This window comes from Acinetobacter nectaris CIP 110549 (assembly GCF_000488215.1).
Classification (GTDB): domain Bacteria; phylum Pseudomonadota; class Gammaproteobacteria; order Pseudomonadales; family Moraxellaceae; genus Acinetobacter; species Acinetobacter nectaris.
The window spans coordinates 589,776-612,012 of the sequence record NZ_KI530712.1 but is presented as its reverse complement, the minus strand read 5'-3'; the positions used below and the strand labels follow the sequence as shown (position 1 = coordinate 612,012).

At 35.7% G+C, this 22,237-nt stretch carries 18 protein-coding genes and 1 tRNA gene; 10 read left to right on the top strand and 9 right to left on the bottom strand.

Annotation, left to right across the window (positions count from 1 at the left end; all coding sequences use genetic code 11):
* Positions 1–85 precede the first annotated feature (85 nt).
* Both P256_RS03105 and P256_RS03100 read right to left on the bottom strand, forming a co-directional pair.
* The gene (locus P256_RS03105) at positions 86–2,164 is read right to left on the bottom strand and encodes a TonB-dependent receptor (protein WP_023272230.1); all 2,079 of its coding nucleotides are present in this window, start codon (positions 2,162–2,164) and stop codon (positions 86–88) included.
* A 70-nt stretch (positions 2,165–2,234) separates the two neighbouring features.
* Positions 2,235–2,615 (bottom strand): DUF2946 family protein, encoded by a 381-nt coding sequence (locus tag P256_RS03100; protein WP_023272229.1) that lies wholly within the window; start codon positions 2,613–2,615, stop codon positions 2,235–2,237.
* Positions 2,616–2,702: 87 nt separating this feature from the next.
* Between P256_RS03100 and P256_RS03095 the strand changes: the two genes are divergently transcribed.
* Entirely contained in the window at positions 2,703–4,076 is a 1,374-nt protein-coding gene (locus P256_RS03095; protein ID WP_023272228.1) for a PepSY-associated TM helix domain-containing protein, read from the top strand.
* A 24-nt stretch (positions 4,077–4,100) separates the two neighbouring features.
* Here P256_RS03095 and lptB read toward each other — a convergent pair whose 3' ends face one another.
* From lptB to P256_RS03070, 5 genes are read right to left on the bottom strand one after another with little or no spacing between them, the layout of a single operon-like run.
* Positions 4,101–4,844, bottom strand: coding sequence for an LPS export ABC transporter ATP-binding protein (lptB, locus tag P256_RS03090; protein ID WP_023272227.1), 744 nt, complete (start codon positions 4,842–4,844; stop codon positions 4,101–4,103).
* On the bottom strand, positions 4,841–5,428 hold the full coding sequence (lptA, locus tag P256_RS03085) for a lipopolysaccharide transport periplasmic protein LptA (RefSeq protein WP_023272226.1): 588 nt from the start codon (positions 5,426–5,428) through the stop codon (positions 4,841–4,843). Before lptA ends, lptB begins: the two co-directional genes overlap by 4 nt.
* Complete coding sequence (gene lptC, locus P256_RS03080; RefSeq protein ID WP_023272225.1) at positions 5,412–5,960, bottom strand: LPS export ABC transporter periplasmic protein LptC; 549 nt, start codon at positions 5,958–5,960, stop codon at positions 5,412–5,414. Before lptC ends, lptA begins: the two co-directional genes overlap by 17 nt.
* 34 nt (positions 5,961–5,994) lie before the next feature.
* Positions 5,995–6,534: a KdsC family phosphatase gene (locus P256_RS03075; protein ID WP_023272224.1), complete on the bottom strand. Its 540-nt coding sequence runs from the start codon at positions 6,532–6,534 to the stop codon at positions 5,995–5,997.
* 1 nt (position 6,535) lies between these two features.
* Positions 6,536–7,528, bottom strand: a complete 993-nt coding sequence (locus P256_RS03070) for a KpsF/GutQ family sugar-phosphate isomerase (protein ID WP_023272223.1) — start codon at positions 7,526–7,528, stop codon at positions 6,536–6,538.
* 193 nt (positions 7,529–7,721) lie between these two features.
* Between P256_RS03070 and cysS the strand changes: the two genes are divergently transcribed.
* The 5 genes from cysS (at position 7,722) to P256_RS03045 (ending at position 13,989) form a co-directional block, all read left to right on the top strand.
* Complete coding sequence (cysS, locus tag P256_RS03065; RefSeq protein ID WP_023272222.1) at positions 7,722–9,143, top strand: cysteine--tRNA ligase; 1,422 nt, start codon at positions 7,722–7,724, stop codon at positions 9,141–9,143.
* Positions 9,144–9,187: 44 nt separating this feature from the next.
* Positions 9,188–9,263: transfer RNA gene (locus P256_RS03060), tRNA-Gly, on the top strand.
* Positions 9,264–9,462: 199 nt separating this feature from the next.
* Entirely contained in the window at positions 9,463–11,616 is a 2,154-nt protein-coding gene (locus tag P256_RS03055) for a TonB-dependent receptor (RefSeq protein WP_023272221.1), read from the top strand.
* Positions 11,617–11,644: 28 nt separating this feature from the next.
* Positions 11,645–12,862: an MFS transporter gene (locus tag P256_RS03050; protein WP_023272220.1), complete on the top strand. Its 1,218-nt coding sequence runs from the start codon at positions 11,645–11,647 to the stop codon at positions 12,860–12,862.
* Between the two features lie 14 nt (positions 12,863–12,876).
* Positions 12,877–13,989, top strand: a complete 1,113-nt coding sequence (locus tag P256_RS03045) for a siderophore-interacting protein (protein ID WP_023272219.1) — start codon at positions 12,877–12,879, stop codon at positions 13,987–13,989.
* 4 nt (positions 13,990–13,993) lie between these two features.
* Here P256_RS03045 and P256_RS03040 read toward each other — a convergent pair whose 3' ends face one another.
* A complete protein-coding gene (locus P256_RS03040; RefSeq protein ID WP_023272218.1) occupies positions 13,994–14,920 on the bottom strand; it encodes a helix-turn-helix transcriptional regulator in 927 nt (308 codons plus the stop codon).
* A gap of 120 nt (positions 14,921–15,040) precedes the next feature.
* Positions 15,041–15,325, bottom strand: a complete 285-nt coding sequence (locus P256_RS03035) for a P-loop NTPase family protein (protein WP_155756731.1) — start codon at positions 15,323–15,325, stop codon at positions 15,041–15,043.
* An 840-nt stretch (positions 15,326–16,165) separates the two neighbouring features.
* Between P256_RS03035 and P256_RS03030 the strand changes: the two genes are divergently transcribed.
* From P256_RS03030 to P256_RS03015, 4 genes are all read left to right on the top strand, one after another.
* The gene (locus P256_RS03030) at positions 16,166–18,562 is read left to right on the top strand and encodes a TonB-dependent receptor plug domain-containing protein (protein WP_023272216.1); all 2,397 of its coding nucleotides are present in this window, start codon (positions 16,166–16,168) and stop codon (positions 18,560–18,562) included.
* A 63-nt stretch (positions 18,563–18,625) separates the two neighbouring features.
* Complete coding sequence (locus P256_RS03025; RefSeq protein WP_023272215.1) at positions 18,626–19,603, top strand: transporter substrate-binding domain-containing protein; 978 nt, start codon at positions 18,626–18,628, stop codon at positions 19,601–19,603.
* 9 nt (positions 19,604–19,612) lie between these two features.
* Positions 19,613–20,503: an amino acid ABC transporter permease gene (locus tag P256_RS03020; RefSeq protein ID WP_023272214.1), complete on the top strand. Its 891-nt coding sequence runs from the start codon at positions 19,613–19,615 to the stop codon at positions 20,501–20,503.
* A gap of 69 nt (positions 20,504–20,572) precedes the next feature.
* Positions 20,573–22,171, top strand: a complete 1,599-nt coding sequence (locus tag P256_RS03015; protein ID WP_023272213.1) for a purine-cytosine permease family protein — start codon at positions 20,573–20,575, stop codon at positions 22,169–22,171.
* Positions 22,172–22,237 lie beyond the last annotated feature (66 nt).

Genomic DNA, 22,237 nt, shown 5'->3' with positions numbered 1-22,237 from the left:
TAGATGTTGATGGTTTTTTATGCTTTGACACTTTATTTTACGAAACAACTGCGTATCTAAGCGTATAGATACGCAGTTTAATGGTTTAGAAATTCCAGTCAAAAGATAATGTTACTTTTAACGGCTCTCCGGGCTGTACCCAATAATTGGTATAACTAGATACATAATAGGTTTTATTGAGTAAGTTGGTGATGTTTAGACGTGCTTTTAAATCAGGATTTATTTGCATACTTCCACCTAGATTAATGGTGGTAAAAGCAGGTAGGCTTGTACCATTATCAATATAGTTTGCACTGCGTGTACCGTAGTAGTTTGCACTGAGAGAAGCATTCACTGGATATTCTTTTATATCAAAGTTATAGCTTGCGGTAAGGTTGGCGCTATGCTTTGGAATATTTTTTAGTCTCGCACCTTTAGCTTCTACTTCGCTTTCTAAGATAGAGGCATCGGTAAAAGTATAGTTTGCAGTCACATTGAAGTGATCATTAAAGTGATGTAAAAGGCTTGCTTCAATACCACGGCTTTGTGCTTTACCTGTATCTACATAACTGTCTGTAATCCCCTCTGTAAGTAGGTGCTTCTTCGTCATATCGAAGTAAGTCAGGCTGAATAGACTCATTGGATTAAGTGAGTATTTCCCACCTAATTCCCAGCTTCGTGTTTGTTCAGGGGAGTAAAGTAAATGGTTTTTATTTAAACCTGTATTCATTTCAAATGCTTTTCCCCAATTACTATAGAAAGAAAGGTGAGAACTGACTTGATAATTAAGACCTAATCTTGGGCTGAAAGGGGAATATGTCTTTTTTGCCTGTATCTGATTTTTCCGATCTATAATATGTTGCTGCATTTGATCGAGTCGTGCACCAATTAAAAGACTCCATTGATCATTGAAAAAGATCTGATCTTGTAAATTAATACCAAAAGTATTCTGTTTCTCATCGGAATATTTGGTTGTTCTTCCGAGTGTTAAAGGTGTACTACTATTTATAGGCGCATAAAGGTTAATTGGACTATTTGTACCTAATAGATTTCGTTTTTGGAGTTGGTGAATTTTATAAGTTCCAATTTCGGCATTGACTAAGACTTCGTGTTTTAAACCGAAAGTGTCATTGATATGTCCTTTTAGTACACTTTGTAGTAAAAGCGTATTTGTCGAGAAGTATCTATATCTGCGGAATCGATTAAGCGTTTGCTGATCTGTAGCTACGGATGATATTTCAGTAGACGTACCAAAACGTTCACCATTGTTGTAACTCAAAGCAGTTGTACTTTCCCAGTTGGGATTAATTTGATGATTTAGCCTAAGCTGATAAAAATTAGACTTTACCTGCATATCACCATCGCGAGGATCGCCATAAAAATTTTTAATATTGGCAAATTTTCCATTGATGAGTGGTATACCTCGATCAAATAATCCAGAGTATTTTGCAAACTCGGTATCTAAAAAAAGTTGTGTGTGATCAGAAAGTTTCCATGTAATTTGTGGTGCAATAAAATAATGCTTTTGAGTAACATCATTTCTGAAACTTTGGTTATTTTCATAGGCAAGACCTAAGCGATAAGCAAGACGATCATTAATTGGACCTGTAAGGTCAAGGGATGTTCTGTATTGTTGGTATGTACTAGCACTTAGAGAAAGAGTGTGTGAAGATGTCCATGAAGGCTTCTTGGTTGTAATATTCATCATGCCACCAATTGCACTCTGACCGTACATAGCTGCGACAGGACCTTTTAGAAAATCAATACTTTCTACATTCACCATATCTTGAGGTGTATGAATACCGCTAATGGTACTTAGACCATTCCTTAAACTATTTGTTCCCATATTTGGATCGGTACTAAAGCCTCTAAAGGAATAGTTATCCCAAAAGCCACCACCGTAACTGTCTTGATAAAATACACCACTAACTTGTGAGAGTGCATCACTCACTCGTTGTATATTTTGCTGCTGAATAACATCATTAGAGATATGGGACTTATTTAAGGGCACTTCTAGTAAATTATGCTTGAATCCTGTAAGAGATTTACTTTCTAAAGTGTTTTCCTGATTGGTATTTGCAGTCAGTTGTATTGTCGGTAGTCGAGTTTCTTCCGCAAAAGCGGTATGTATAGAGATAAGACCCATTACAACAATATAAAATTTAGGTGAGAAAAACTGAGACATATTTTGCCTAATAATATTCATTCATTTGAATTATTCTGATTTGAATCAGATCCTTAATTAATCTTTATATTTATATGAGTAAAGGTGGGGCTCGGCTCTGTGGAAATAAGAGTAGTTGACGTAAATATAGAAATATATAGGTTAGTTCTGCTAAAAATAGAAGCTTAACTTGTATTTTATTAGTGATTAATTGAGGGCTGAATGTAGGTGTACTATAGACATGAGAAAAGACTTGGCAAAAGTGACAATCGTCTAATGTGAATGTATGCTTACTTTCCATGGAGCTAAGCATGTTTTTTTTATGCTTATCCATGTGTTGAGTTGCATGTTGTATCTCTATACAAACTGCATTCATATGCATAGATTTAGGCATAAAAACTTGCCAAAACACAAGGCTTTGAAATATCAATGCAATTGTCGCAAGTGATAAGGCAAGTTTACGCATAGACATAAATATATTGTCAAAATATGAAAAGCACAGCTATCTTACTCTATAATTGTTAATATATGTAAGGTAAAAAAGTATGTTGCTAATAGAATGCACCAAAATTTCTCATTTAAAGGCTTTATAGACCAAACTTTACGAGTCCTACATGTATATGTGGGCGTTCTTGTTGCGCCGTTTATTTTTATTGCAGCGTTGACAGGAACACTTTATGGATTAACACCACAAATTGAGAAAAAGCTTTATGAGCCGTACTTGATTGCAAAACATCAAGTGCATCAGCAGCCACACCTTTTAAGTGAGCAAGTCAAACGTGCTCAAAGGTTTTTACCATCATCTGCACATATTACTGCTGTTCGACCTGCAATAGATGCCAATACAACAACGCGAGTGTTGTATATGGATATGAGAGACCCAAGTAAAACCGTAGCTATATTTATTAATCCTTATAATCTGACAATGCAAGGTAAATTACCTGTTTATGGAACAAGTGGGGTTTTGCCTATACGTACCTTTTTAGACCATTTACATCGTGATTTATTACTTGGTGAGTATGGACGTATCTATAGTGAACTTGCTGCGAGTTGGTTGGGTATATTTGCGATTACAGGTTTTATTCAATGGCAAAGAAGAAAAAGAAAACCATCCAATGCGTATTTAAGAAGTCAGTCTATATATTGGCATGGTCTGATAGGCATATGTGTTTTACCCATGCTTTTATTTTTCTCGGCAACTGGACTGACATGGTCAAATTGGGCAGGGGGGAATATTGCTAAGTTTAGGCATTTGATGAATAGTGATACACCGTCTTTAAATACTCAGTTAGGTATTTATTCAGTAGCTAATACAGATGAACATGCTGAACATCGTATGGGTATGATGATGCATCATGGCAGCGAAATGACATTAAATAATCTAACCGATTTTGATGCTATGGTAAATATTGCACGGACACATGGGCTAAATGCATCTGCGTTACAAATTAAACCAAGTTATGATGAAAAACGTGCTTGGACAGTTGAAGAATTACAACATCAATGGCCAATAAAAATAGATGCTTTGGCGGTAAATATTAAAGATAAATTGGTTGTAGATCGGATTTATTTTAAAGACTTTCCATTGTCTGCAAAATTGACACGTTGGGGAGTAGATTTACATATCGGTGTCTTATTTGGATGGGTAAATCAATTGTTTTTGGTGGTCTCAGGGCTTGGTTTGCTCGTTCTCATTTTCTTTGCATATCGTGCATGGTTTAGCTATGTAAAGCCATTACACACCCTTATTCAATGTAATCATCAATTAATACATTGGTGTTATCGTGCAGATGCTAAGCAGTTAGGTACTTGTTTAGGAATATTGGGGATAATGTATTTTGTTGTACCTGTTTGGGTACTTAGTATTGTATTGCTCAGTTTTTTTGTTGCAATACATGCAATGTATTTAAGCATTTATAAGAAGCAAGGCTAAAAGGTTTAACCTTGCTTTCATTATTTAGACTGTAAAGTCATCACCCAAATAAACCTCACGAACGGTGCTGTTAGCAAGGACTTCAGCGGCTGTGCCTTCGGCAATAACAGCACCCTCACTTACAATGTATGCTTTTTCACAGATGGCAAGTGTTTCACGTACATTATGATCTGTAATGAGAACACCAATACCACGATCTTTCAGCGTTTGAATAATATCTTTAATATCGCCGACAGAGATTGGGTCAACACCTGCAAAAGGTTCATCGAGCAGCATAAATTTTGGGTCTGCTGCTAAGGCACGTGCGATTTCTGCACGACGACGTTCACCACCAGATACACTCATACCAAGAGAGTCTTTAATATGGCTAATTTTAAAGTCTTCAAGCAATTCTTTTAAACGCTGTTCGCGTTGTGCTTTATTTAAAGACTTTCGTGTTTCTAAAATAGCCATAATATTTTCCCCAATTGTAAGCTTACGGAAAATAGATGCTTCTTGGGGAAGGTAGCCTAAACCTTTGCGTGCACGTTCGTGCATTGCAAAGTTAGACAGGTCTTGGTCGTCTAAGTAGATTTCACCTTTATCCATACGAACAAGTCCCACAACCATATAAAAGCTAGTTGTTTTACCTGCACCATTGGGGCCCAGTAGTCCTACAATTTGTCCACTTTGCATTTCAAATGAAACATCTTTTACAACCCAGCGTTTACTATAGTTCTTCGCGAGGTGCTTGATTCGAAGTGTTTGTGGTGTCATTGCTGTACTCATTGGCCAACAGCTCCAGGTGCTGCTTTTGATGTGTTCGGTGGAATTACGATTTGTACACGACCTCGGTTCTCAGAAGCACTGGTATTGGTTGCAGTAGAGTTACTACTACCAATGGCTTCAATGTCGCCTTTATTCATGCTATAGCGTAAAGTTTCACCTTTTACACTTGCGCCATCTTGGTCGACAAAGGCATTTCCTGTCAGAATAATAATTCCTGAGTCTGCATTATAAACAATTTTCTGACCCTGACCTTTTGCCAGTCCTTTGTTTACATCCATTTTTTGTTGGAAGCGAGCAGGGTTGCCTGTTGCTGTAACAGTACTAATTTGACGGTTTTTATTGAGTTGAGCAATAACTGAAGCTGCTTGTAACTTCATTGTACCTTGTTCAATAATCACATTGCCCGTATATGTCGTTACGCCTGTTTTATCATTATAAGTTGCACGGTCTGCAACTAAAGAAATTGGTTGATTACGGTCGCTAGGTATAGCAAAAGTAGCCATTGCCGTGAGCGATAACGTACCTACCATAACGCATTTTAGGAAAGCTTTATAATGAGATTGTTTTTTAGGATTTAGGTGCATACTTTCCTCGAATATTAAAAAACTCATATTGTCCTGAATTAAGATCGGCATTTAAGCCCTGACTGACAAATTGGCTTTGTGTAGAATCAATATTTACAGTGCGGTTGGTTTCTATACGTTTTTCTTTTGGATAGCCTGTAAGCTCATCAGTTTTAAATGTAATCATACCTTGAGGAGAGTTTCTATTAACGACAACATCATCTCTTAGGACAAGTTTTTGGTTGTCATTATAGCCATCACCACGTGGGGCATAATATGTACCATTTTCTTGTCCATGACTATATGTTGTAGCATGTAAATTATACATTTGTGTGGTTGCATCTTGTTTGTTTTGTATAATTTGGTCTACAGATGCGCGTATTGAAACATCGCCCTTCTCATCAGTTTGAGTCAGTTGAACGTTTTGTGCAGCGTAAGTCATGTTGCGTGATGCATTGGTATCTAGCTTTTTACTATTCCCACTATAGTAATAGTAACCACCGCTTACGGCTGCAATCACAAGTGCAATGACATATAAGTTTTTTGTTTCCATAAGCGTAGTTTATCAAACTAAATCGTTAAGAGCTTTAATGAGATGTTGCTAAATATTTTTCAAGAAGCTGTTCGTAAGTGCCATTCGCTTGGAGCAAAAGGTCACATACTTCACGTACAGCACCGCGGCCACCCATAGCTTGTGTGACAAAGTCGGCACGTTTACGAACCTCTATATGCCCATTAGGCACAGTCACTTTTATTCCTGCAATTGAAAAAGCCGAAAGGTCAGGCCAATCGTCACCCATATATAAGCAATTTTGAGGGTCTAAAGAAAGCTGTTTGCACGCTTCTTGTAAAGCAGTGCCTTTATCTTCACGCCCTTGATAAATTAGGTCTACACCTAGGTCAGTCATTCTTTTAGTGACAATCTGGCTTTGACGACCTGTAATAATAATGACTTTGAGACCTGCTTGTTGCACAAGCTTCATACCAAGTCCATCACGAATATCAAATGATTTAATTTCATCATCCGAGTTCGTGAGGGTAACAAAACCATCGCTTAATATGCCATCGACATCTAAAACGAGTGCTTGTATTTCTTTTGCTTTTTCAAAGTATATTTGAGAAGTCATATTATGCTACTCCTGCGCGAATAAGGTCATGCATACCCAGTACACCAATGACTTTATTTGCACCATCTACAACAACAAATTGATTAATTTTTTTAGCATTTAATTGTGTTAATGCTTTGACAGCACGTTCATCTTCTGAAATCGTTGTTGGGTTTTTTATCATAACTTCAGAGATAGGTAAGTTTACATCAAAACCTTGTTGTTTATCGATCAGACGGCGTAAGTCTCCATCCGTGAATATACCGAGTAATGTATTGTTTTTATCAACAACTGTGGTTAAGCCTAAACGTTTTTCTGTAATTTCAAATAAAACCTGTCCCATTTTTGTTTCAGGTGCCACACGTGGGAGCGCATCACCTGTGTGCATGAGATTTTTTACATGTAAAAGTAAGCGTTTTCCTAATGCACCTGCAGGGTGAGATCTTGCAAAATCATCTGAAGTAAAACCACGAGCGTCCAGTAATGCGACAGCAAGCGCATCGCCAAGAGCAAGTGTTGCTGTTGTACTTGATGTAGGTGCAAGGCCAAGAGGGCAGGCTTCTTGCAAGTCACCCAATGTAAGTGCTACATCTGCATTTTGAGGCATAGGGCCGTGGTTTGTTGCACTAATCGTAATGAGTGGAATTTCTAAGTGTTTTACCAAAGGCATGAGCATCATAATTTCATCACTCTTTCCTGAGTTTGAAATTGCAATGAGAACATCACCTTTGACGAGCATGCCTAAGTCGCCGTGACCTGCTTCACCCGGATGCATGAAAAATGAAGGCGTACCTGTTGATGCAAATGTTGCAGCCATTTTTCTGCCAATATGCCCAGATTTGCCCATGCCTGTAATGACCAAACGGCCTTTACATGCAAGAATAATTTGGCAAGCACGAACAAAGCGATCGTCAATTTCATTCGCTAATATATTTAGTGCTTGTTGCTCTATTTTTAGCGTTTCTAACGCAACCTTTTTAAAATCAACTTCGTTGGGTGGATTTGGAAAATTCAAAGCAGATTACCTTATGCAACAACGGGTATGAGGATATACCGAAAAATCATATGCATAGTATCATATAACAAACAAATGCATGTTTTTAAATGTATATCTTTTCACAAACTTAGCATTTTTATTGTATAAGACTTTGTGAAAAACAATGGATCAGTTATGATAAAATATCTTTCGTTTAAACAAATTAAGATTTATGCAACCATTTGTTTTATATAACTCAGAGCAACGTAAAAAAGTTGAATTTGTCCCACGTAAAGATGGCCATATTGACATCTATGTCTGTGGGATGACGGTTTATGACTACTGTCACATTGGGCATGCTCGCACAGTGGTTGCATTTGACTATATTATTCGGTTTTTACGTAGCCAAGGCTGGAAAGTTCAATATATTCGTAATATTACAGATATTGATGACAAAATTATTCAACGCGCCAATGAGCGTGGAGAAAGTATTGGTGAACTGACAACAAAGTTTATTGATGCAATGAATGAAGACTTTGCTGCATTGGGTTGTGTACCACCAGATCAATCGCCAAAAGCAACTGATTATATTGATGAAATGCAAAATATGATTGGTACATTGGTGAAGAATGGTACGGCTTATGCTGCAAATAATGGCGACGTATATTTTGAAGTCGATAAGTTCAAACGTTATGGTCGACTATCTGGTCGTAAGCTTGAAGATATGCAAGCGGGTGCAAGTGACCGTGTAGATGTAGAAGTGGAGAAAAAGCATCCATTTGATTTTGTATTATGGAAACATGCGAAGCCAAGTGAACCATTTTGGAATTCTCCATGGGGTAATGGTCGTCCGGGTTGGCATATTGAATGTTCAGCAATGTCTACATGCTGCTTAGGAAATCATTTTGATATCCATGGTGGTGGTGGAGATTTACCATTTCCACATCATGAAAATGAAATTGCACAAAGTGAAGCAGCAACTGGCGAGCAATATGTAAACTATTGGATGCATGTTGGCTTTGTGAATGTCGATGGCGAGAAGATGTCGAAGTCTTTAGGAAACTTTTTCACAATTCGTGATGTGATGCAAAAGTTTCATCCTGAAGTCATTCGTTATTTTATTATGTCTTCACATTATCGTAGTCCGATTAACTTTTCTGATACTGCACTTAAAGAGTCTAAGGCTGCACTGACACGTTTTTATAATGCATTTAAAGTATTTGAACAGCGCTATGGAATGACAGTCTCTGAGTCTGTAGAACAAACATATATTGATCGTTTTAATCAGGTCATGAGAGATGACTTTAATACAGCCGAAGCGCTAGCTGTTATTTTTGAAGTATCTCGTGAGTTAAATCGGGCAGTGAAAGAAGAAGCTGAAAATGAGGCTCGCCGTTATCATGCTACGCTGAGATATTTAGTTGATATTCTTGGTCTGGTACAGCATTCAGTCGATAACTTCCTAAAGTCAGATATTGGTCAAACAGCACTTGAATTGTCTGATGCTGAAATTGAAGGACTGATTGCAGCGCGTGTTGATGCAAAAAAAGCGAAAGATTTTGCAAAAGCAGATGGAGTGCGTCAGCATTTACTCGATAAAGGTATTGTATTGGAAGATACACGTCAGGGAACAGTGTGGCGTAGAGCAGATTAAAAATTCTTGACAAAGATTTTCTCTAGTCTATAATGTGCCACATTGCGGGAATAGCTCAGTTGGTAGAGCATAACCTTGCCAAGGTTGGGGTCGCGAGTTCGAGTCTCGTTTCCCGCTCCAAAATTTTAAAAGCCTCAAGATTAATCTTGGGGCTTTTTTTATGTCATATAAAAAAATCATACTATTATTAAAAATAAAATCATAAATTTCAATAACTTTTCTTATTTTTCTAAATTATTGCGGATCTTTCCTGTTCGTTGAGAATGATTATTAGTACTATTGCATAAATTTTTATGCTTGGATAGTGACAAGGCGCAAAATGAATAATGTATTAAGTTTTAAACTTTCTGTACTAGGGATAAGCATTGCATGTGTAATGCTTTCTCAAGCAACGCAAGCATCTACTGAAACAAATGATAAGTATCAAGTTTTACCTGCCATTAATCTTGAATCAACAAAAAATACACCAGATACAATTTCAGTCGGGCAAGTGAGTCGTGAGAGTCAAATTGGTATATTGGGGAATAAAGATGCGCTTAATACACCATTTAGTACAGCCAGCTATACAGCAAAATATATAGAAGACCATCAGGCAAAAAGTGTTGCAGAAGCATTGGCAAGTGAACCTTCTGTGCGTAATTATTTTGGGGAAAATAGTTTAGGAGAGTACTTTAATATTCGTGGTTTAAATGTCACGACTGAAGAATTTGCATGGAATGGTCTATATGGTTTAAGCCCACATAATCGTACACCAACGGAATTTTTAGAGCGTGTAGAAGTATTACGTGGAACGAGTGCGATGCTTTATGGTATGTCTCTTGGAGGAAGTGTCGGTGGTACGGTAAATCTAGTACCTAAACGAGCAAAGGATGAGCCTATTACACGTTTTACGACAAGTTATACATCAAAATCAAATGTTGATGGGCATCTAGATGTTGGGCGTCGCTTTGGTGAAGGCAATAAGTTTGGTGTCCGTGTAAATACAGTTAAAGGTCATGGAGATACGACACTTAATGGGCAAACTGAAGACCGAACACTCGGATCAATTGCACTAGATTATCGTGGCGATCGGTTAAGAACATCATTAGATGCATATTATATTAAAGAAAAATATGAAGGAGGTATGCCATTAATGGCGTACTTTACGACTTCTTCTATTTTGAAAGCACCAAAAGATTCTACGAATATTATGAAAGGTGCGTACGCAAGTAGTGAAACTAAAGCCATTATTGGACATGTGGAATATGATGTTGTACCGAATTGGACAGCGTATGTAAGTGGTGGCACTAAAGAGCAAGAATCGCACGGTGCAATTGCAAATAATGCGTTATGTACTGTAAGTAGTACGGATGGTGGTTGTCTTGCTATTGGGCGTAATATCACCAATATTACACATACAACTTCAGGGGGGTTGGGTATACGTGGGCAGTTTAAAACTGGCGTTATTGATCATAATCTTGTATTAAGTGGAAATGTAGAAAAGCAAAATACAGACTCGGGTTATAGTACATTGTCGTGGAAATCGAATATCTATGCACCGATCAATAATAATCTGTTTCCAAATGATCCGACCTTTGTACCAAAAACTAAAGGAACTACATTGTCGGGTATTGCACTTGCCGATAATCTTTCTTTTGTCGATGGGAAGTATCAACTGCTGCTTGGAACACGTTTCCAAAATGTAAAAAGCCAGAGTTGGACAAATAGTGGAATAGCGATTACAGGAACGACATATTATAAAAAGAGTGCAGTAACGCCAGCAATTGGATTCGTGATTAAGCCTTGGAATAACTCTATTTCTTTATATGGTAATTATATTGAAGGACTAAGCCAAGGTGATCAAGTTACAGCAACAACTGCTACAAACTATGGCCAAGTTTTCGCACCTTATAAAACAAAGCAGTATGAACTTGGCACAAAATGGGAAAATGGAAACTTTAGAAATACATTAAGTATTTATCAAATTAATAAACCAAGCATGATTTATGATAAGTCGAGTAATAGTTATAACGCAGATGGTGAGCAGCGGAATCGTGGTATAGAGTGGACGACTGCGGGGAATATCACAGAAAGTGTAAGATTACTTGGTGGTGTGAGTTATATAGATGCGATTACGACGAAAACAGCATCTGGCACCTATAATGGAAATAGAGCATATGGTGTGCCACATTGGCAATCTAATCTTGGTTTAGAGTGGGATATTCCGCAATTACAAGGATTAACATTGACCACTAACACTGTTTATACCGGTAGTGAATATGTAGATACGGCAAATACAAAACAGATTCCGAGTTGGTTCCGTTGGGATTTAGGCGCTCGTTATATTACATCTATTGCTGGACATAAAACCACATTTATTGGTGGCGTGGAAAATGTAATGAATAAGAATTATTGGACAGGTGTTTATGCTGGATATTACCTTTCTGAAGGTGCACCACGTACGCTTAAACTATCTATGTCATTTGATTTTTAATTGATTTTTTGGCTTGGGAATGTTGCACATGAATCATGATAAAAAACCATGGCCATTACTGATTAGTGTATATACAACACAATACATTGGCATTGCTTTTATTATTTCAGCAGCATTCGCCATACTCAGGCAAAGTGGTATTGCGTTAGATAAACTTGCTTTAATTAATTTAGTTGCATTACCGTTATTAGGAAAGGTGTTATATGCGCCATTAGTGGATAGTTTTAGAATTTACTTTCAAGGTCAATATCGGTCTTGGTTATTATTTGCCCAGTTTATGATGACTGTCTTGTTATTTATTTGTGGCTTCTTAGATATACAGCAACATTTTTCTACAATCTTAATATTATTTATTATTTATACATTTTTTATGAGTGTACAAGATGTAGCAGTTGATGCGCTCGCATGTAAAATATTTATTGCTTCAGAAAGACAGTTTGCAAATAGTATTCAATACTCAAGTAATTTAATGGGTAATATTATTGGTGGTGGATTACTTCTTATTTTATATCCTTGGCTACATTGGCAAGGTGCACTATGGATCTTGGCACTTTTAACTGCGATTTCAAATGTACAAATTTTCTTTTATAAGGAACCTGAAAGTATTTATGAGAAGCCACATAAAAATGTTTCAGAACAGTTTAAAAGTCTTGCACAGCAAATTAAAGTTTTTATAAAACAACATAGAGTTTGGTTCTGCTTATTATTTATTTATCCAATCGGTTTTACCGCCGTTTTTGGCATGCTAAACCCTTTATTGGTTGATGCAAAATGGTCACTTATGGACATTGGTTTTGCAACAAAAATATTTGGTTCAATTGTAGGGATATTCTCAGCATTTTTGGCAAGTTTTCTCATTAATAAGCTACGCCGTAAGTTTGCACTTATTGCACTGACTTTATTACAGGGAATCGCACTCCTTTTATTTATTCCATTGACTTTAGGCTATACCCATAAGGTGATGGTTTACAGTGCTATTTTTGCTTATTTTATTGCAAATCCGGGTTTGATGTCTGCGTTATCTACATTAATTATGGATAGGGCATCGCTCATGCCAGCAAAAGCAACTTTCTTTAGTTTGCAATTTAGTTTGGTTGTATTCATGGGCTTTGCTTATTCGGCACTTGGTTTAGCACTGGCTCAGCATATAGGATATACCACCGTTGTTTTTCTTACTTTTGGTTGTGCGCTTATGGTGACAGCATTGACATGGAAATTATTGCCCGATAGTACAGATAATCTATAGGTTTAGATTTAATTATGAATAAAAAATATACTAAAATTCAAGAGCAAGATCGTAAATTAGACATTCTTGATCATGTGAATCAGGATCATAGCAAAGAGTTATGTATGATTGCTCAAAGTTACGGCAAAAATTTGCAGATAAAAGAGGCATATATTGTTGATATTTTTGAAGAAGGGATTCTGCTAAAAGTACGTGAGTCATCGATACAAAAATATAATGAGCTTTTTGTTGGGTTTGAGCTAAAAGGTGACCTTGAGGAACAGATATTGTATTTGGCTTATAATTCGTTTGTGAAGCAAAAAATTGAGTTTAGTAATAATACAAAACAATATTTTGAAGTTGTAGAAAAGTTTCAAGTGAGTAAAAATATCACGAGATTGACGATAAAAAGTCAGTTACCTTTACCTGAATATTATGCTGGTTACGCTTATGGGTTGGTGTTAAAAGCTCTAGAGAAGTCTCAGCCTATTAAAATTAGACCTTCTCAGAAAAGTAGCTTAATAAAAAATATATTTGATCACTGTTTCTTATTGGTAATGAAACATCTTTCTAGTCAGAAAAGACAAAAGCTTCTTGAAACAATGAATAAAGATATACGACTATATACTTTGAGACAGTCTTTTTCGCGAGAGAAATCATCGGTAAATTATGGATATATCGATATTTTTACGCATGGAAATAGTGCGGGTAGTACATGGGTCTCTAAATTAGAGCAAGGTTCTATGATTTCGAGTCGTACAGAAACAGACGATAAACATACACATTTACATTCAGGTGCTACTGTTTTAATCGCAGATGAAACAGCATATCCAGCATTAGCAGGTATTTTAGAGTTTTGGAAAAATAAGTTTCCACCAACAGTCATTCTTTTATGTACTGATGAAGCAGATCTGAAATATTTTGATGACTTTGTATTTCCAGACAATACAATTTTAAAATATCTTCATTATGATGTGATTGAGCAAGCTCAACAAGTAATAGAGGTATTGGAACAAATAGAAGTGATTGAGAATGTTTGGGGAGCTTTGGAAAATAATGCCGCAAAATGCATTAGACACCATCTCCGTAATCAAAGACAGTTACTAGGAAAAAATAATCATATTAAAGGTTACTGGCGTTTAAGTTAAATATTTATGGCTGATAGCCATAAAAATCACTAAATACACGCTTTAAATACTGAACACTACTATAGCCTGTTTGTATAGCAATATATTCAAGAGAAAATCCTTCTTTAAGCAAGGATTGAACACATATCATCCGTGTTTTTAGGAGATATTCACCAATTGTATAACCGGTTGTTTCTTTAAAGAACTGTTTTAAGTAGCATTCATTTATGCCAACTTGTTTTGCTAAATCACGAATAGTAATTTTTTTATAAAACTGTGCATCTAAAATATCAATTGCTCTTTTAATTGGTAAGGGGATTTGGTGCTGATATTGTTTATTTTTCAACAATAAACTAATGAGCTCTAAAGTTGCCCCTTCTAAATGAAGTAAGTCTAATACATTCTTTGCAGTTGGTAAGTTGAGTAAGTATTGAGCGTGGTGCTGTATATCTTTATTAGGAATTTCAAGGGTGTGTATCGCAGGTGAATGACTATTTGAAAAAAATTGAATAAAAAAGTTGCTTGTATCTAGAGGTTTTAATATTTCTAATAAATCTTCATCAAAATCAAGAGTAATCAGAGACATTTCCTTATTCGCTTGTAAGTAAATAGTTTGTTTGCCAAGAATGCCTCGACGCAATATAATTTTGGGAGATTCTATAATATAATCTTGATCAAATTCACTATTTTTAATGTGGTGTGTACCAGAAAGTAATAGTGTAATGCCAAAAGAAAATAAATGTCGATTACCAGTGATTTGGAGTGGTCGGCTTAGCCAATATTTTCCTTTACCAATACATAAACGATTAAAATCATACAGTTCTGTAAACCCTTTACCTTTTGATGGATTGAATATATTGAGTTGATGGTTTGGCAGTTGAGATATCGTATCTGTATACAGACCATCTGAACAATTTATGATTTCTTTATGTATATCAATGAATTTAGACATTTAATTTCACCAAAAAATAGAAACTATTTGATAATGATTTTCATTTAAATGAGTGTTTGTGTCAATGGTGTAGATCCATATCACTTAATATAAGTAATTTGGATGAAATATCTATCATTTTTAATGATGATGTGTAATTTCAACAACTGTTTTATATTTACTTATTTTGTTGATAAGATCATTGGTTTGAATTTTATTTTTAGTATCAAGATTTGCATTCCATTCATCTAGAAGTATGAAGCTTTCTTCACTATATAACACTTCTTCTAAAATATTTTTTATACGTTGGCCAGTTGATAAATGATCTAAATTTACATCACTTTTCCAAAGTAAATTATTCAGATCTGTTTGGATAATAACTGCCTTATCTTCCAAGATGATCATGTAAAAAAGTTGTTTTTCCACTCCCATTATTACCTGTTATAGTGAATCTTCCATTATTCTTAGAGATTAAGGAAGCATACATATCTTCAATATTTTCAAAAATTTGTTGGTTGATGAAAAAGCTTAATATGCTTGTAATTATATAATCTAAAGATATTAACGGAAGTATGTAATATATAATGATAAAGCTGAATAGACTATTATAGAGTAGTGATAAAAAGTCATGCACAAAAAAATAATTGAATTTATAATTGAGAATGAATTTCTAGAAAGAATCGTATTTATTTCCTCTTTTGCTTCTTTATTTCTAAAATCTATATTTTTATGCTTTCACTATTTTTGACTAAAATAAAATACCTAGAACGTGCTAAATTAATAGATTTTCTAGAAATATATAGGAAATAAATCTAGATGCATAAGGTAGTATCATAGATCTAAGATATAGGAATAAGTAATTTTTGTAAAAGATCTGCTCTTGAAAATTGATTAAGAGTTTTGTTGGAAATACAATTGATGATGCAACTAGTGCTTGATGTACTAATATACATAGAGCAACTAAGAATATATTTCTTTCTTTAAAAAGACTAATGAATTAATTTTTCATGTCATATTTATATTCTGTATTAGAGGCTGTATTTTTATTAGTATAAGTATATTTAATATTTTTATATGATTTATTCTAAAATCAATCAAAAGTATTTTTATTTGTAGCATAGCATGAAATATTTAAATGGATAAATAATTTATATATTATAAAAATTCCAAATAAATTTTTTTCATATAGATAGGACTAAAAAATAATTTACACGAATTTAAAAAATAATAACATAAGTAAACAATTCCTTTAAAAATGTATGATCAATGAATAATAAGTTTAAAGTTAATCTAATTACATTATTGGTGCTTAGTGGTATTTATCAAATTACGCATGCAGAAAACAACACTGATACTCAATCAGACAATAAAGTTCAGTCATTAAATAAAATTATTGTTACAGGTACAAGAAAAGTTAATCGTTCAGCACTTGAGTCTGCTCAACCTATTGATGTGATCACAGCAGCAGATTTACAAGAGCGTACAGGGACGAGTGAGCTTGGTACAGCGCTTGCGCAGATTATTCCATCTATTAATTTTCCAAGACCTTCAGTTGCAGATGGTGCTGAATTTGTACGTCCTGCACAATTAAAAGGCTTATCGCCAGATCAGGTTCTTGTTCTAGTAAATGGGAAGCGCCGTCATACTAGTGCATTTATTAATATGGGGGGCGCAATCGGTCGAGGCTCATCTCCTTCAGATTTAAATGCAATTCCAATGTCAGCCGTGGCACGTATTGAAGTATTAAAAGATGGGGCATCAGCACGTTATGGTTCAGATGCAATTGCGGGTGTCATTAATATTATATTAAAAACAGATACAAAGCATGGTGAGGCAGGCGTACGTTATGGACAGTATGCTCAAGGGGATGGAGCTCAAAAGGAAAGCTTTGTTTCAGGTGGTGTGAATCTGAATAATCAAGGATTTGTTACTGTTGCAGGCGAGTTTGAAAATGATGGCTATACGAACCGTGCTGGCTTAGATAAGCGTGATATTAATGCCACAACATATGGACAGCGTACGTTCCGTTATGGTGATCCAAAACAGGATACTGTAAAACTTGCAATTAATAGTGAATATGATCTTTCAGATTATGCAACGTTGTATGGTTTTGGAACATATAGTCGTAAAGATGGTGAGTCGACGGCATTTTACCGCTTAAGTAATGGTACAAATAATGTACCGTCGATTTATCCAAATGGTTATTTACCATTAATTTTTGGTCAGTCTGAAGATCTTGCTGCAGTGACTGGTGTAAAAGGTGAAGTTGATAATTGGCGTTATGATGCATCGATTAACTTTGGTCGAAATAGATATACGGTAGATACGGATACGATTAATGTTAGTGCATATAAAGATTTTGGTTATACACCAACACGTTTCTATAATGGCATGCTTGTTAATGACCAAACTGCATTAAATTTTGATTTATCTCGTGACTTTACTTTGGGCTTTTTAGATGGTCCATTAACGTTCTCGACAGGATTACAGTATCTTAATCAAAATTATCAGATTAAAGCAGGAGAGCCGCTGTCTTATTATAAAACAGGGTCATCAGGTTTAGCAGGTTTTAGAGATGCAGATGCTGGAACATGGTCTAGAGACAGTCTTGCCGCATACTTAGACTTAGAGGCAAATATTACTGAAAAATTATCTGGGTCTGCTGCATATCGTTATGAGTATTATAATGATTTTGGAAGTACCAATAATGGTTCTTTGTCTTTAAGATATGCACAAAGCCCTGTTGTTGCATTTAGAGGAAGTGTTTCTACTGGATTTCGTGTTCCAAGTCTAGCGCAAACGCACTATGCACAAACTTCATCTCAGTTAATTAATGAAAGTGTCGTAGAAGCAGGAACGTTCCCAACGGATTCTAAGGTTGCTCGCCTTCTTGGTGCAGAAGATTTAAAACCAGAAACATCTCGTGACTATAGTTTAGGGGTGGTTTTAACACCAACAGATAATTTTTATTTAACTTTAGATGCTTATTTAATTGATATTAAAAATCGCATTAGCCTTTCATCAAATCTAGATGCAAGTAGTAGCACTGTACGTTCATATTTGGCACAAAATGGCATTACAGACATTAATTTTAGTACTGTAAGATTCTTTAATAATGCTGCTGATACACGCACTAAAGGTATTGATCTTGTTGCAAACTATGCTTGGAATGACTTGCCATATGGCCACTTAAATACATCTGTTGCTTATAACTATAATGAAAATAAAGTGACAAAAGTAAGAGCAAATCCAGCAATCTTAAATGCATTAAATGTGAATCTAAACAGAATAGATCGTCGTGAGCAGTATGGTATTTTGTCAGCAAGTACACCAAAGCATAAACTCAGTATTACCAATGACTATACGATTGGGAATTGGGGCATTAATGCGAATGTAACACGTTATGGTAGCTTTACCACATATAGTAATAGTGGCCCAGCGTTCGATCAAAAGTATAGTGCAAATTGGCTGTTAGATTTAGCACTATCGTATAAATATAACAATTGGAAGTTTGAGCTGGGTGGGGACAATATTACCAATGTTTATCCAGACAAAGATATAACGACAGCAGGTTCTACAGGCGGCAGTATTCAATATAGTTTATTTTCACCATTTGGTGCCAATGGTGCATTTTACTATACACGTGTTACATATCATTGGTAGGTTTACATATGATATCTCATGCAATGTTGATCATGTTGCATGAGATACAATAAGGATAATGCTGTGTCATTTAAAATCAAGCATATCGCTTATATATCAACTTTAATTGCAATTGTCTTACTTGCTGGATGTGAACAATCAACATCAAGCGATATTTCAGAAGCAACGCTAAAAACAATGCCTTTGCATATGAGAGAGTTGCTAGAGCGAAATACGATTCCAATTCATACCACATCCAATCAAGATGCAATCCAAGCCATTCCAAAAAATCATCCACTTGTGAACGATGGTTTTTTTACAGTTGCGATTATCTCAGGGAACTCACCACCTATTACAACGCTTGCTTTGGATAATAAAACACCGATTGGGATAGAGGTTGATGTTGCTCGTTTAATTGCAGACAGCCTAGGATTGAAGTTAAAGCTGATTCCAACCTCTTGGGAAGATTGGCCACTTGGTATTGATTCTGGAAAATATGATGCTGCACTGATTAATATTTCAGTAAGTAAAGCACGAAAAGCACGCTTTGACTTTGTCACCTATAGAAAAGATAGCTTAGGACTATTTGTTTCTGTTGACAGTCCAATTCAAAAAATTGAAAGTGCGAAAGATGTTGCAAGTCAAAGGGTAATTGTTGGTGCTGGGACGAATCAGGAAAAAATATTATTAAATTGGATTGATGAAAATAAAAAAGCGGGCTTGCCTGAGACGGTTCCTGTTTATTTTGAAGATAAAGCCATGGCTATTTTGGCTTTAGAGGCGGGTCGAGCAGATGTCTATTTTGTACCAAACCCATCGGGAACATGGCGGATGGAAAATGGCGCAAAAATAAAGAGAGTGGGGTATCTAAATGGTGGATATCCTAAAACTGCTGATATTGCAGTGACATTGAAGAAAAATTCAGAGTTGTCGAACGCAATACAAAAAGCGGTTAATGGTGACATTCAAAATGGAAAAATGTACGAAGTCTTGCATCGTTGGGGATTGGCCGATGAGGTTTTAAAACATTCAGAAATCAATCCATTGGGATTTGGTGAGTAAAGGAATAAAATGGCTAAAGTATTTTCATCTTATAAAGTTGTAAAAGCAAAATATCCACTACGTTATGTAGGTAGTTTTATTTCGGTTGTTTTTATATTAATTCTTCTTGAATCTGTATTTTTTAATAGCAAATGGGAATGGTCTGTCTTTAGGTTATGGTTTTTTGATCCCGCTGTAATACGTGGTTTATACCTTACGTTAAAGCTTACTTTCTCTGCAATGTTTTTAAGCTTTTTCTTGGGTGGGATTTTAGCGATGATGCGCTTATCTACTTCTTGGTTGGTAAGGGGGGTGGCATGGGCTTATATTTGGTTGTTTCGATCGGTGCCTTTATTGGTGGTACTGATTGTTTTATATAATTTTTCATATTTATATGAGCGTATAGCGATTGCAGTGCCATTCACAGAAGTAGTTTTTGCAAGTTATAAAACGGTAAATGCATTAGATCAATTTACAACTGCCTTAATTGGATTGGCAATTGTACAAAGCGCATATACTGCTGAAATCATACGTGGGGGTATTTTATCGGTAGATAAAGGGCAGTTCGAAGCGGCTGCTGCTTTAGGTCTTTCATGGTGGCATAAAACGTATCGAATTATTTTCCCTCAAGCAATTCGTGGAATTTTACCTGCTTTGGTTAATGAATGTATTAGCCTTTCTAAGGGCACATCTATTGTTTATGTCTTGGCAATGCCTGAATTATTTTATACGGTTCAGATGGTGTATAACCGTAATCAGCAAATTATTCCAATGCTTATGGTTGCCGCTGTATGGTATGCCATTATTACAAGTGTATTTTCAATTGTGCAGTATTTTATTGAAGCAAAATTGGCACGAAATCAAAAGAAACAGCACAAAATGATTAAGTACTTATTTTTTTGGCGAAAAAGTACCCATTAATTTAGATTTAAAGATTGGCATATTCATTGCATTTTTAATGGCTCATTCTTTGAGTTGAGTTAAAGAAGCATGGAAAAATATGAGTATGTCGAAGAACGGCAAAATAAAGCAGCCAATGAAACACTAGAGGACTATACCTTACGTTATGCACCATATAGCTTCCGCCGTTGGAGTCCTAAGGTGGTTGCGATTACTGCGCTTGGAGGAATTGCATATTTAGCAGATTTTTCTATTGGTGCCAGTATTGGTATGACTTATGGAACAACCAATGCGATCTATTCTATTTTGTTTGCCGCAATCATTATTTTTATCACAGGTATCCCACTGTCTTATTATGCGGCGCGTTATAACATCGATTTAGATTTAATTACACGTGGTGCAGGTTTTGGCTACTTTGGATCTGTAATTACAAGTATCATTTTTGCGAGTTTTACATTTATTTTCTTTGCGCTTGAAGGATCTATTATGGCGCAAGGTCTATTGTTGGGATTGGGTATTCCAGTATGGCTTGGATATCTTATTTCGACATTTATGGTTATTCCTCTTGTGATTTATGGCATGAAAGCCCTCAGTAAGTTACAGGTATGGACAACGCCCATTTGGCTTATTCTTATGATTGGCCCTGTGGCTTATCTTATCTATAAAGAGCCAAGTCTAGTTCAATCATTTACTATATTTGCAGGTCAAAAAGGTTATGCACCAGGCGATCTTGCGGCAATTATGCTAGGTGCAGGTATTTGTTTATCTTTAATTATGCAAATTGGTGAACAAATTGACTACTTACGTTTTATGCCTGCAAAAACGAAAGAAAATAGTAAATCTTGGTGGATGGCAGTGATCTCTGCAGGACCAGGATGGGTAATATTAGGTGCAATCAAGCAAGTTATTGGTGCATTTTTAGGGTTTTATCTATTTACAAAGATTCCGGGTGTTGATGCCACTGAACCTGTACAACAGTTCAATGCAGCATTTCATGATATGTTGCCGGGTTGGCTAGCACTTGCACTGGCGGTCATTTTAGTTGTCATTTCACAAATTAAAATTAATGTTACGAATGCTTATTCAGGCTCTCTCGCATGGACCAGTGCATACACACGCGTAAGTAAAAAGTATCCTGGAAGAATTATATTCGTTTTATTTAATTTAGCTGTTGCCTTAGTACTTATGGAAGGCAATATGTTTGCAGTATTAGGAAAGATTTTAGGCTTTTATTCTAACTTTGCAATTGCTTGGGTTGTAGTCGTTGCAACAGATATTGCAGTAAATAAATACTTACTTAAGCTATCTCCAAAAGAGCCTGAATATAGACGTGAAATGTTATACGACTTTAATCCTGTGGGATTAGTTTCCTTTCTGATGGCTGCTGGTTTATCTTTATTGGCATTTTTTGGGTTTCTTGGCAGTTTTTTATCTTCATATTCACCTTTAATTGCTTTAGTTGTCGGTTTTGTTCTTACACCCGTCATTGGGTTATTAACAAAAGGAAAATACTATATTAAACAAAAACACGATGGTATTCATGAGCCAAGATTTGATGAAGAGGGGGCACCAACAGCAACATCGTATATGTGTTTAGCGTGCGATCAAGAATATGAAAGACCAGATGTCATGTATTCACATAAACATCGTGGTGTGATTTGTTCTCTTTGTAAAACGATGGAAAAGTAACTTAATTTTTCATACTCAACTTGTATACGGTTATTCATTTAATTATTTGGCACATATTGTGCTTAT

What these genes read in the sequence shown, in the direction of transcription:
- P256_RS03045 (WP_023272219.1), top strand. Translation starts at nt 12,877, where the DNA reads ATGAATAAAAAATATACTAAAATTCAAGAGCAAGATCGTAAATTAGAC.
- P256_RS03020 (WP_023272214.1), top strand. Translation starts at nt 19,613, where the DNA reads ATGGCTAAAGTATTTTCATCTTATAAAGTTGTAAAAGCAAAATATCCA.
- lptB (WP_023272227.1), bottom strand. Translation starts at nt 4,844, where the DNA reads ATGAGTACAGCAATGACACCACAAACACTTCGAATCAAGCACCTCGCG.
- cysS (WP_023272222.1), top strand. Translation starts at nt 7,722, where the DNA reads ATGCAACCATTTGTTTTATATAACTCAGAGCAACGTAAAAAAGTTGAA.
- P256_RS03040 (WP_023272218.1), bottom strand. Translation starts at nt 14,920, where the DNA reads ATGTCTAAATTCATTGATATACATAAAGAAATCATAAATTGTTCAGAT.
- P256_RS03075 (WP_023272224.1), bottom strand. Translation starts at nt 6,534, where the DNA reads ATGACTTCTCAAATATACTTTGAAAAAGCAAAAGAAATACAAGCACTC.
- P256_RS03105 (WP_023272230.1), bottom strand. Translation starts at nt 2,164, where the DNA reads ATGTCTCAGTTTTTCTCACCTAAATTTTATATTGTTGTAATGGGTCTT.
- P256_RS03055 (WP_023272221.1), top strand. Translation starts at nt 9,463, where the DNA reads ATGAATAATGTATTAAGTTTTAAACTTTCTGTACTAGGGATAAGCATT.
- P256_RS03030 (WP_023272216.1), top strand. Translation starts at nt 16,166, where the DNA reads ATGAATAATAAGTTTAAAGTTAATCTAATTACATTATTGGTGCTTAGT.
- P256_RS03015 (WP_023272213.1), top strand. Translation starts at nt 20,573, where the DNA reads ATGGAAAAATATGAGTATGTCGAAGAACGGCAAAATAAAGCAGCCAAT.
- P256_RS03100 (WP_023272229.1), bottom strand. Translation starts at nt 2,615, where the DNA reads ATGTCTATGCGTAAACTTGCCTTATCACTTGCGACAATTGCATTGATA.
- lptC (WP_023272225.1), bottom strand. Translation starts at nt 5,960, where the DNA reads ATGGAAACAAAAAACTTATATGTCATTGCACTTGTGATTGCAGCCGTA.
- lptA (WP_023272226.1), bottom strand. Translation starts at nt 5,428, where the DNA reads ATGCACCTAAATCCTAAAAAACAATCTCATTATAAAGCTTTCCTAAAA.
- P256_RS03050 (WP_023272220.1), top strand. Translation starts at nt 11,645, where the DNA reads ATGAATCATGATAAAAAACCATGGCCATTACTGATTAGTGTATATACA.
- P256_RS03095 (WP_023272228.1), top strand. Translation starts at nt 2,703, where the DNA reads ATGCACCAAAATTTCTCATTTAAAGGCTTTATAGACCAAACTTTACGA.